Source organism: Piscinibacter sp., from assembly GCF_050175855.1.
Classification (GTDB): domain Bacteria; phylum Pseudomonadota; class Gammaproteobacteria; order Burkholderiales; family Burkholderiaceae_C; genus Piscinibacter.
In genome coordinates, this window is record NZ_JBFXIO010000169.1 from 1 (window position 1) to 10,407 (window position 10,407).

The window sequence follows — 10,407 nt, forward strand, 5'->3', positions numbered from 1 at the left end:
TCGTTGTCGAGCATGCCGCTGGACATCGACGCGTCGCGCATGCTCTTCATCAGCTGCTGCATGAACAGCGCCTCGAACTGCTTCGCGGCTTCCTTGACGGCGGCCTTCGGGTCCTTGCCGGCGCTGGACTTCAGCGCCTCCAGCGAGCGGGTGTCGGTGGCCAGCGGGGCCGAAGGTTGGATCGCCATCAGATCACCTCGAGTTCGGCATTGAGCGCACCCGCGGCCTTGATGGCCTGCAGAATGGCCAGCAGATCCTGCGGCGTGGCGCCCAGCGAGTTGAGCGCCTTGACCACGTCCACCAGCTGCGTGCCGGCCGGCATCTGGATCAGCGAACCGGGCTGCTGGTTGATGGTGATGTCGGCCTTCTCGCGCGCCACGGTTTCTCCGCCCGCCAGCGGGTTGGGCTGGCTCACCACCGGGGTGCTGCTGATCGTCACCGACAGGCTGCCATGGGCCACCGCGCAGGGCGCGAGCGTGACCGCCTGGTTGACGACGATCGAGCCGGTACGGGCATTGATGACCACGCGCGCGGCCGGGGCGGCGCGCTCGATGGGGAGGTTCTCGATGTCGGCGAGGAAGGCCACGCGTGCGTCGGGCGACGCCGGCATGCGCACGCGCACGGCGCGGCCGTCGAGCGCCTGGGCCACGCCCTCGCCCATCTTCGCGTTGATGGTGCGCGCCACCTCGCGGGCGGTGCCGTAATCACTGGCAGCCAGGTCGAGCTGGATGTGCTCGCCCTGGTTCAGCGGCGTCGGCACGGCGCGCTCGACGGTGGCGCCTTCGGGCACGCGGCCGGCACTGAGGTGGTTGATCTGAACCTTCGAGCCGGCTGCCGAGGCACCGGCGCCGCCGACGATCAGGTTGCCCTGCGCCAGGGCGTAGATCTGGCCGTCGGCCCCCTTGAGCGGTGTGGCGATCAGCGTGCCGCCGCGCAGGCTCTTGGCGTTGCCCAGCGACGAGACGTTCACGTCCAGCGTCTGGCCCGGCTGGGCGAAGGGCGGCAGCTGCGCCGTCACCATCACCGCCGCCACGTTCTTCAGCTGCATGCTGGCGCCGGCCGGCACCGTCACGCCCATCTGCTGCAGCATCGCGGCGATGCTCTGCGCGGTGAAGGGCGTGGAGGTGGTCTGGTCGCCGGTGCCGTCCAGGCCGACGACGATGCCGTAGCCCACCAGCGGGTTGCTGCGCACGCCCTGCACCGAGGCGATCTCCTTGATGCGCGCGGCACCCACCGCGAGGGCGCTGGCCGGCCACCACAAGGCAGCACTCGCCAGCACGGCGGCCAGCGCGATCAGCGTGCGGATCAGTCGTTCGATGCGGTCCGGGTGGGCGGAATGGCCGGAGTAAGCGTCATGGTCCATGACGCCATTCTTCGCGGGCTCAGATCGGCAGAACGTTCAAAAAGAAGCGGGCCAGCCAGCCAATTCCCTGCGCCTCGGCCTGGGCGCCGCGGCCGCGGTGCTCGATGCGCACGTTGGCGATCTGCGCGCTGGGCACGGTGTTGCCCGGCTGGATGGCGCGCGGGTCGACCTGGCCGGAGAAGCGCAGCACGTCGACGTTGTGGTTCACGCCGATCTGCTTCTCGCCGGCGATCAGCAGGTGGCCGTTGGGCAGCACGCCGGTCACCGTGGCGGTGATCGTGCCCGAGAAGTTGTTGGTGTTCTCGGTGCTGCCCTTGCCGGAGAAGGTGTTGCTCGAGGTGCCGGCGGCACTGGCGCGGCCGAAGGAGTTCGGGTTGATCAGCGGCAGCGCCGTCACGCCGGCACTGACGTCGCCGCTCTTGTCGATGCTGCTGGTGCTCTTCTGGCTGGCCGAGACCTTCTCGACGATCTGCACAGTCAGCGTATCGCCGACCAGGCGCGCGCGGTGGTCCTCGAACAGCGGCCGGTACTGCGAGGCCTGGAAGATCGCGCCGTTGTTCACGGCCGGCGCCGGTTGCGCCACGGGCATCGCGGTGGTGGGCTCGGCGACATCGACCTTGGGCGGCGCGTTGAGCACCTGGCAGCCGGCGAGCAGCGTGGCGGCAGCGGCCGCGGCCGCGGTACGGATCAGGGTGTTCATCACAGCTGTCCGAGCTTCTGCAGCATCTGGTCGGAGGTCTGGATGGCCTTCGAGTTGAGCTCGTAGGCGCGCTGCGTCTGGATCATGCCGATCAGCTCCTCGACCACGTTGACGTTGCTGGTCTCGACGAAGCCCTGGCGCAGCGAGCCGAGCTGGTTGGTGCCCGGCGCGCCGGTCTGCGGCGCGCCCGAGGCGGCCGTCTCGGCGAACAGGTTCTGGCCCTTGGGCTCCAGGCCGGCCGGGTTGATGAAGCTGGCGAGCTGGATCTGCCCCACCGCCTGCGGCTGCGGGTTGCCCGGCAGCACCACGCTGACCGTGCCGTCGTTGCCCACCGTCACGCTCTGCGCCTCGGCGGGAATCGTGATCCCCGGGTTGAGCAGGTAGCCATTGTTGGTGACCATCTGGCCCTGGGCGTTGACCTGGAACGAGCCGTCGCGGGTGTAGCCCACCGTGCCGTCGGGCATCTGGATCTCGAAGAAGCCGTTGCCCTGCACCGCCATGTCCAGCGGGTTGCTGCTCTGCTGCAGGTTGCCCTGCGTGAAGCTGCGCACGTTGGCCACCGCGCGCGTGCCCAGGCCCACCTGCAGCCCGGTGGGCAGCGTGGTCTGCTCGCTGGTGTTGGCGCCGGCCTGGCGGATGTTCTGGTACATCAGGTCCTCGAACACGACGTGCGACTTCTTGAAGCCGTTGGTCGCCGCGTTGGCAAGGTTGTGCGAGATGGCATCGAGCTGCGTCTGCTGCGCTTCCATGCCGGTCTTCGAGGTCCACAGCGATCGCATCATGATCGGTTCTCCTTCGTTGCTGACGTCGCTGCTTACGACATCGACAGCAGCTGAGCCGCCGCCTTCTCGTTGCCCTCGGCGGTCTGCAGCATGCGCATCTGCGCCTCGAACTGCCGCGCCGCGGCGATCATCGCCACCATGGTCTCGACCGGGCTGACGTTGCTGCCTTCCAGCGCACCGTCCTGCAGCCGCGCGGTGGCGTCGGCCGGCAGGTCGCCATCGGCGGCGCGGAACAGGCCATCGGCGCCGCGCGCCAGCGGCGCCTCGGGCGTCACCAGCTTGAGCCGGCCCACCGCGGTGTTGCGGCCGTTGGCGCCGCGCGCGCTGACGGTGCCGTCGGCGGCGATGCTCACCTCGCTGTTGGCCGGCACCTGGATCGGGCCGCCGTCGCCCATGACCTGCAGGCCGTTGCGGGTGAGCAGCGTGCCGTCGGGGCCGACCTCGAGCGAGCCGCCGCGGGTGTAGGCCTCGGTGCCATCCAGCCCCTGCACCGCCAGCCAGGCGTTGCCGCGCATCGCCACGTCCAGCGGCCGGCCGGTGTTGGCGATCACGCCCGGGCTGGCGTCGTAGCCGGGCGTGGTCTCCAGCGCATAGACCCGCGTGCTCGCGCCGCTGCCCTGCACCGGCACCGCGCGGAAGGCATGCAGCTCGGCGCGGAAGCCGGGCGTGGAGGCGTTCGCGAGGTTGTTCGCGAGCACGTCCTGGCGCTGCATGTTGGCTTTCGCGCCGGCCATGCTCAGGTAGATGAGGCGGTCCATGGCGATCCCTCAGCTCAGTTCGTTCAGCGCAGATTGACCAGCGTCTGCAGCACCTGGTCCTGCGTCTTGATGGTCTGGGCGTTGGCCTGGTAGACGCGCTGCGCGGTGATCATGTTGACCAGCTCGCCGGTGAGGTCGACGTTGGCCTCTTCCAGCGAACCCGACTGGATGGTGCCGAGGTTGCCGTCGCCGGGAATGCCCAGCACCGGGTCGCCGGAGGCGAAGCTGCGCTGCCAGCCGTTGCCGCCCATCGGCAGCAGGCCCTGGTTGTTGCGGAAGGTGGCGATCTCCACCTGGCCGGCCGGCTTGGACTGGCCGTTGGAATAGCGCGCCGTGACGATGCCGTTGCCTTCGAACTGGATGCCCACCAGCTGGCCAGGCGCATAGCCGTTCTGCACCAGGTCGGTGACGGCGAAGTTGGAGCCGTACTGCGTCGCGCCCGACAGGTCGAGCTGCACGTTCGGGATCGCCAGCGTCTGCGCGCCGTTGCCGTTGGTCGAGGCCGGGATGTTCAGCGTCACCGTGCCCACCGGCGCGGTCGGCGTGCCGCCGTTGGGCGGGAAGTTGATCGTCGTCGAGGCCAGCGGGTTGCCCGAGGCGTCGGTGCTGATCGGCGCGCCGTTGGCCGTCACGTAGACGTTCCAGGTGTCGGTGGCCGCCTTCTGAAAGTAGTAGGTCAGCGCCACGTCCTGGCCCTTGTCGTCGTAGACGGTCAGCGAGGTGGCGTTGTTGTAGGTGCGCGGGTCACTCAGCACGATCTGCGGGCCTGCGGCCGGCAGCGTGGTGGCGGCGCGCGAATCGAGGTTCATCTCGAGCGTGATCGTCGAGGTGGCGGCCGGGTCGATGCCGGCGGTGGGCATGCGCAGCGGGCCGGCGGTGCCGGGCTGGATGATGCCGTTGCCGTCGGCCGGGTAACCCATCAGCTTGTCGCCCTGGTTGTTGACGACGAAGCCCTCGCGGTCGACCTTGAACTGGCCGTTGCGCGTGTAGGTGACCGGGCTCTTGCCGTCGGTCACCTGGAAGAAGCCCGCGCCGTTGAGCGACAGGTCCATCGGGTTCTCGGTGGTGACGATGTTGCCCTGCGTGAACTGCTGGGCCACCGCGGCGAGGTTGACGCCGATGCCGATGTTGTTGGTGCCGGTGCCGCTCATCGAGGTGGCGTACATGTCGGCGAACTCGGCCCGCGAGGCCTTGAAGCCGTAGGTGTTGGAGTTGGCGATGTTGTTGCCGATCACCTCCAGGTTCTTGCTGGTGGCGTTGAGTCCGGAGAGGCCTTGCTGGAAGCTCATGGGGTGTCCTCGCTGAGAGCGGTGATCAGTTGAATGCCTTGACGTCGGCGTAGCCCACGCTGCCCGATCGGGCGAGCTCGAGGCTGAAGCCGGTGCCGGTGGTGCTGACGGCGTCGACGGTGTCGCGCATCAGCGGCGTCGCGCTGGTGGTGCTGCCGCCGAGCGTGGAGGTGACTCGGAAGCGCAGCCCGCTGTCGTTGGTGGCGGTGCCGGCGTCCCAATCGAAGCTGTGCATGCCGGCGCTCTGCGCGCCGAGCTGCATGGTGTGCACCACCTGGCCCGACGGCGAGAGGATCTCGACCTTCACCGCATCGGCGGCCGAGCTCAGCTCGAAGCCGCCCTGGCCCACGCCCTCGCGGATGTCGAGCTGGTTGCCCGGCACGATGACGTCGCGGCCGACCAGGCTGGCGCCCTGCAGCGCCTGCATCTGCACGAACTGGCTGGTCAGGCCGGCCACGGTGCCATTGAGCTTCTCGATGCCGGTCACCGTCTGGATCTGCGCCATCTGGCTGGTGACCTGGGCGTTGTCCATCGGGTTGAGCGGATCCTGGTTCTGCATCTGCGCGACCAGCAGCTTGAGGAAGCGGTCGGACGCGCCGGCCGTGGAGCCAGCCTGCGCGGCCAGGTCGGTCGCGGCGGTGTTCGATATCGAAGAGACGGCCATGGGTTGCTTTCAGCGGGGCGCGGTCACTGGCCCATCTGCAGCGTCTTCAGCAGCAGGCTCTTGGCGGTATTCATCACCTCGACGTTGTTCTGGTACGAACGCGAGGCGGAGATCATGTTGACCATCTCCTCCACCGGGTTGACGTTGCTGTAGGTGACGTAGCCCTCGGCGTCGGCGCCCGGGTGCTTGGGGTCGTGCACGCGCCGGCCCTGGGTCTGGTCTTCTTGGATCGTGCTGACGCGCACGCCGGCAGCGCCCACCGAGCCCATCAGCTCGGTCTGGAACACCACCTGCCGCGCCTTGTAGGCCTGGCCGTCCGGGCCGGCCACGGTGTCGGCGTTGGCGAGGTTGCTCGCCACCACGTTCAGGCGCTGGCTCTGCGCGCTGGCGGCGCTGCCCGAGACGTTGAAGATGTTGAACATCGACATGGTCGGCTCCTACGGCCTCATTGGCCCTTGATGGCGTCGAGCATCGTGCGCACGTTGCCGTTGATGAAGCGCAGCGTGGCTTCGTACTTCACGCTGTTGTCGGCGATGGCGGCGCGCTCGCGGTCCATGTCGACGCTGTTGCGGTCGAGGTTGGTCTGGCTCGCGCTCGAATAGAGCAGGTTGGGCTCGGCGCGCGCGCCGGTGGCCGCGGCGATGTGGCCGGCGGTCGAGGTGGCCAGCGTCGAGGCGACGTTGCCCTGGCCGGTGGCCTGGCGCAACGCGGCGGCGAAGTCCATGTCGCGGGCGACGTAGCCCGGCGTGTCGGCGTTGGCGATGTTGCTGGCCAGCAGGCGCTGCCGCTCCGAGCGCAGGGTGAGCGCCTGGCCGTGGAAATCCAGCGATGCGGTGAGGCGGTTCAGCATGGTGGCTCGTCCTGTAAGGGCTTGTGTGAGGATTCTGTTCAGCCGGGTGGCGGACATGAGCCGGATAAGCGCCGTGTTCCCGCGCCATTTCGCGCCCTTGGGCTGGACGGCCCCGCCCTACAGTGATCACATGCACTCCTGGGCTTTGACCTGCCGTTCCTGGCTGATCCTCACGCTGCTGGCGTGGGCCGCTGGCGTTCTGGCCGCGCCCGCGCGGGCGGTCGAGTCGGGGCTGCAGCAGCAGGCCCGCCAGTTCGCCAGCACCTCGCTGCTGGCTGCCAACGGCACGCGGGTGGAGGTGGAGGTCGGCTCGCTCGACCCGCGCCTGAAGCTCGCCCCCTGCAACGAGATCCAGCCCTACCTGCCGGCCAACGCGCGGCTGTGGGGCCGCACGCGCATCGGCCTGCGCTGCGCGAGCGGGCCGACGCGCTGGAACGTCTTCCTGCCGGTGACGGTGAAGGTGTACGCGAAGGCCCTGGTCGCCAGCCGCGCCCTGCCCGCCGGCACGGTCATCGCCGAGGCTGACCTGGCTCAAGAAGAAGTGGATCTGGCCGAAGACAGCGCGGCCGCCCTGGTTTCGCCCGAGCAGGCCGTCGGCCGCACGCTGGAGCGGCCCGTGTCCGCTGGCCGCAGCCTGCGCCAGAACCATCTGAAGGCGCGCCAGTGGTTCGCCGCCGGCGAGACGGTGCAGGTGGTGGCCCAGGGCCCCGGCTTCCGCGTGGCAGGCGCTGGCCAGGCACTGACGGCTGGCGTCGAAGGCCAGCCAGTGCGCATTCGTACCGAAAGTGGGCGCATCCTGACGGCCGAAGCCGTCGGCGAGCGTCTGGTGGAGGTGAATCCGTGACGGGCTTCACCCCCATGAACGAGGGAGGGCTGCGAAAAGAGCCTAAAGTCACGCCCGGCGTCTCCGATAACCCGGACATGCAAGCCGCGGAACGCCCCGGCTCCTCCATCGGGAGAACACCATGAAGATCGGCAACCCTGCAGACAAACGCAACGTCGTCGCGACCGAGAACGCCGCCACGCCCGCCAAGGGTGCGGCGGAGACGGCACGCCAGGCCGGCGTCGCCGGCGCGGCCGCCGATCCGAGCGCGAAGGTCGAGCTCTCCAGCGCGGCCAACCTGATGGCCAACCCGAGCAGCGCCGATTTCGACGCCGAGAAGGTCGACCGCATCTCCCAGGCGATCGCCAACGGCACCTATCAGGTCAACGCCGAACTGATCGCCGACAAGCTGATCGCCAACGCCCAGGAACTGCTGGGCAAGGTGCAGCGCTGAGCGCCGCATGACCGACAACGGCCCGAACGCCCAGCCCGACACCCGCCTCGACGCGGCACTGACCGCCGTCGACGAGCGCCTGGGCGCGCTGGGCGAGGCCCTGCTCGCCAACGACGCCGACGCCATCGAGCAGCAGGCCGGAGAACTGCACCGGGCGCTGACCCGTGCCGTCGACCTGTTCGCGCTGGCCGCCAAGCGCGGGCCGGTCTCCCCTGCCCTGCGCCAGCGCCTGGCCCGCACCAGCGGCCTGGTGGCGGCGCAGCGCGAATCGCTGTCGCGCGCCACCGCCGCGCTCGACCGCGCCATGGACGTGCTGATGCCGCGCGACGCGGCCAGCGTCTACTCGCCGCAAGGCAGCGCCGACCGCGGCCTGCGCGGCGGCGCCATCCAGGCCTGACTCCCCTGCCCGGCCGGCGCTTGCCGCCGGAGGGTTCGCTGGCTATGCTGTATGCATGTACAGCCTGGGCGAAGCGTCGCCCCATCGTCGCCTGATCGCCCACCTCGACATGGATGCGTTCTACGCGTCCGTCGAACTGCTGCGCTATCCGGAGCTGCGCGGGCTGCCGGTGGTGATCGGCGGTGGCCGTCGCCACCAGCCCGAGACCCTGCCCGACCGCACGCGCCGTTTCGCGCGGCTGCGCGACTACACCGGCCGCGGCGTCATCACCACCAGCACCTACGAGGCGCGCGCGCTGGGCGTGTTCTCGGCCATGGGCACGATGAAGGCGGCCCAGCTCGCGCCCGACGCCATCCTGCTGCCCGTCGACTTCGACGAGTACCGCCGCTACTCGCGGCTGTTCAAGGCGGCGGTGCGCGAGATTGCGCCGAGAGTCGAGGACCGCGGCATCGACGAGATCTACATCGACCTGACCGAGGTGCCCGGTGCGCTCGACGACGCCGGGCTCGCCGTGGGCCGGCGGCTGAAGGAAGCAGTGTTCACCGCCACCGGCCTCACCTGCTCGATCGGCATCACACCGAACAAGCTGCTGTCCAAGCTGTGCTCCGAGCTCGACAAGCCCGACGGGCTGACGCTGCTCGGCTTCGAGGACATCCCGGCGCGCATCTGGCCGCTGGCCGCGCGCAAGGTCAACGGCATCGGCCCGAAGGCCAGCGAGAAGCTCGCCGGGCTCGGCCTGCACACCGTGGGCGACATCGCCGCGGCCGACCCGGCTTTCCTGGTGCAGCACTTCGGCGCCAACTACGGGCGCTGGCTGCACGAGGTCGCTCACGGGCGGGATGATCGCGAGGTGGTGACCTACAGCGAGCCGGTGTCGATCAGCCGCGAAACCACCTTCGAGCGCGACCTGCATGCCGTGCGCGACCGCGCCACGCTGTCGGCGATCTTCACCGACCTGTGCGTCGAGCTCGCCGGCGACCTGGCCCGCAAGGGCTACGCCAGCAAGACCATCGGCATCAAGTTGCGCTTCGACGACTTCAAGTCGGTCACGCGCGACCTCACCCTGAGTGCCCACACCATGGACGCACGCACCATCCGCCGCGCCGCCGGCGAGTGTCTCAAGCGCATCGACCTGACGCGCCGGCTGCGCCTGCTCGGCGTGCGCGCCGGCACGCTGGCCAGGCTGAGCGACCTGGTGGCGCCGGTCGCGCCGCTGCCCGATGCGCCGCCGAAGGTCGAGGAATCGCCGCCGCTGTACGAACTGCCGCTGTTCGCCCAGGCCGATCCCCACTGAACGTGGCGGCGCCGCCCCAGCGCACAATGCAGCTCCGGCAAGGGCAGCGCTGCCGCTCCTGCCACCCCCGACTCGCCTGGAGGGCGCTGCATGAAGAGAAGCCTGATCTGTCTCGGGCTGGCCACGTCGGCCCTGGCCGCGCAGGCCGGCACGCTGACCGTCACCGTGAACGACAAGGATGGCAGACCGGCGCCCGACGTGGTGGTGCTGGTCGACATGCCGATCCGTCCAGCCGTCACCGCCGCGCCGGTGACGGCCACCATCGTGCAGCAGGGGCTGAAGTTCCAGCCCTTCCTGACCGTCGTGCCGGCCGGCAGCACGCTGCGCTTCGTCAACCGTGACGGCTACGACCACCACGTGCGTTCGCAGCCCAGCGGACCGCTGGGCGCCGTGTCGCCGGCCCAGAACTTCGAGCTGCGCCTGGACGCGGCCGCAGGCGCCGCCCGCCAGGCCGAGGACGACTACCAGAACCCACACGCCACGCCGCGCAAGAAGAGCGGCATGACGCAGGCGGACGTGAAGGTCGAGCAGCCCGGCCCGATCGCGCTGGGCTGCCACCTGCATTCGTCGATGCGCGGCCAGGTGTACGTGAGCCCCACGCCCTGGTTCGGCAAGACCGACGCCACCGGCGTGGCGCGCATCGAGGCCGTGCCGGACGGACTGGTCCAGCTGACGCTGTGGCATCCCGACCAGCTGCAGGAGCAGGCCCCGCTGCGCGCCGAGTCGGGCGCGTCGCCCGTCGCGGTCAGCGGCCAGCTCAACTTCGCGCCGCGGCACCGGCGGAACTGATTCGCCCCCCGGCCTTGGCGACAATGCCGCCATGGCCACTTCGCCCGATGTCCGCTTTCCTTCCATCGACGGCCTGCGTGCCTTCGAGGCGGCGGCACGGCTGGGCAGCTTCGAGCGCGCCGCCGACGAACTCGACGTCACCGCCAGCGCGGTGGGCAAGCGCATCGCCGCGCTGGAGGAACTGCTGGGCACGCCCCTGTTCACGCGCGGTCCGAAGGCGCTGGCGCTGACGGCCACCGGCAAG

At 69.9% G+C, this 10,407-nt stretch carries 14 protein-coding genes and 1 pseudogene; 6 read left to right on the plus strand and 9 right to left on the minus strand.

Translation table 11 applies throughout. The features are described 5' to 3' along the window. The 9 genes and pseudogenes from AB7U92_RS13930 to flgB all read right to left on the minus strand — a co-directional run. Nucleotides 1–188, minus strand: a pseudogene (locus tag AB7U92_RS13930) (flagellar assembly peptidoglycan hydrolase FlgJ); the annotation flags it as partial. After that, nucleotides 188–1,363: a flagellar basal body P-ring protein FlgI gene (locus AB7U92_RS13935; RefSeq protein WP_428577773.1), complete on the minus strand. Its 1,176-nt coding sequence runs from the start codon at nucleotides 1,361–1,363 to the stop codon at nucleotides 188–190. The pseudogene AB7U92_RS13930 and the gene AB7U92_RS13935, both read right to left, overlap by 1 nt. A gap of 19 nt (nucleotides 1,364–1,382) precedes the next feature. After that, complete coding sequence (locus AB7U92_RS13940; RefSeq protein WP_428577776.1) at nucleotides 1,383–2,063, minus strand: flagellar basal body L-ring protein FlgH; 681 nt, start codon at nucleotides 2,061–2,063, stop codon at nucleotides 1,383–1,385. Then, nucleotides 2,063–2,845 carry a flagellar basal-body rod protein FlgG gene (gene flgG, locus AB7U92_RS13945; RefSeq protein WP_428577778.1) on the minus strand — a complete coding sequence of 261 codons (783 nt, stop codon included), beginning with the start codon at nucleotides 2,843–2,845 and terminating at the stop codon, nucleotides 2,063–2,065. Before flgG ends, AB7U92_RS13940 begins: the two co-directional genes overlap by 1 nt. A gap of 32 nt (nucleotides 2,846–2,877) precedes the next feature. Next, nucleotides 2,878–3,603 carry a flagellar basal-body rod protein FlgF gene (gene flgF, locus AB7U92_RS13950; protein ID WP_428577781.1) on the minus strand — a complete coding sequence of 242 codons (726 nt, stop codon included), beginning with the start codon at nucleotides 3,601–3,603 and terminating at the stop codon, nucleotides 2,878–2,880. Nucleotides 3,604–3,626: 23 nt separating this feature from the next. Then, complete coding sequence (flgE, locus tag AB7U92_RS13955) at nucleotides 3,627–4,892, minus strand: flagellar hook protein FlgE (RefSeq protein WP_428577784.1); 1,266 nt, start codon at nucleotides 4,890–4,892, stop codon at nucleotides 3,627–3,629. 25 nt (nucleotides 4,893–4,917) lie between these two features. Continuing rightward, on the minus strand, nucleotides 4,918–5,556 hold the full coding sequence (locus tag AB7U92_RS13960; RefSeq protein ID WP_428577787.1) for a flagellar hook assembly protein FlgD: 639 nt from the start codon (nucleotides 5,554–5,556) through the stop codon (nucleotides 4,918–4,920). A gap of 23 nt (nucleotides 5,557–5,579) precedes the next feature. Continuing rightward, a complete protein-coding gene (flgC, locus tag AB7U92_RS13965; RefSeq protein ID WP_428309065.1) occupies nucleotides 5,580–5,984 on the minus strand; it encodes a flagellar basal body rod protein FlgC in 405 nt (134 codons plus the stop codon). 17 nt (nucleotides 5,985–6,001) lie between these two features. Further along, nucleotides 6,002–6,406: a flagellar basal body rod protein FlgB gene (flgB, locus tag AB7U92_RS13970; RefSeq protein WP_428309064.1), complete on the minus strand. Its 405-nt coding sequence runs from the start codon at nucleotides 6,404–6,406 to the stop codon at nucleotides 6,002–6,004. Nucleotides 6,407–6,536: 130 nt separating this feature from the next. Between flgB and flgA the strand changes: the two genes are divergently transcribed. The 6 genes from flgA to AB7U92_RS14000 all read left to right on the plus strand — a co-directional run. Continuing rightward, a complete protein-coding gene (flgA, locus tag AB7U92_RS13975; protein WP_428577791.1) occupies nucleotides 6,537–7,250 on the plus strand; it encodes a flagellar basal body P-ring formation chaperone FlgA in 714 nt (237 codons plus the stop codon). 121 nt (nucleotides 7,251–7,371) lie between these two features. Beyond that, nucleotides 7,372–7,683, plus strand: coding sequence for a flagellar biosynthesis anti-sigma factor FlgM (gene flgM, locus AB7U92_RS13980; protein ID WP_428303527.1), 312 nt, complete (start codon nucleotides 7,372–7,374; stop codon nucleotides 7,681–7,683). Between the two features lie 7 nt (nucleotides 7,684–7,690). Next, complete coding sequence (locus AB7U92_RS13985; RefSeq protein ID WP_428577794.1) at nucleotides 7,691–8,080, plus strand: hypothetical protein; 390 nt, start codon at nucleotides 7,691–7,693, stop codon at nucleotides 8,078–8,080. A 55-nt stretch (nucleotides 8,081–8,135) separates the two neighbouring features. Beyond that, entirely contained in the window at nucleotides 8,136–9,374 is a 1,239-nt protein-coding gene (gene dinB, locus AB7U92_RS13990; protein WP_428577797.1) for a DNA polymerase IV, read from the plus strand. Nucleotides 9,375–9,464: 90 nt separating this feature from the next. After that, complete coding sequence (locus tag AB7U92_RS13995; RefSeq protein ID WP_428577800.1) at nucleotides 9,465–10,163, plus strand: plastocyanin; 699 nt, start codon at nucleotides 9,465–9,467, stop codon at nucleotides 10,161–10,163. A 31-nt stretch (nucleotides 10,164–10,194) separates the two neighbouring features. Beyond that, nucleotides 10,195–10,407 (plus strand): LysR family transcriptional regulator (locus tag AB7U92_RS14000; RefSeq protein WP_428577802.1); only part of this gene is annotated, 213 nt, incomplete at its 3' end.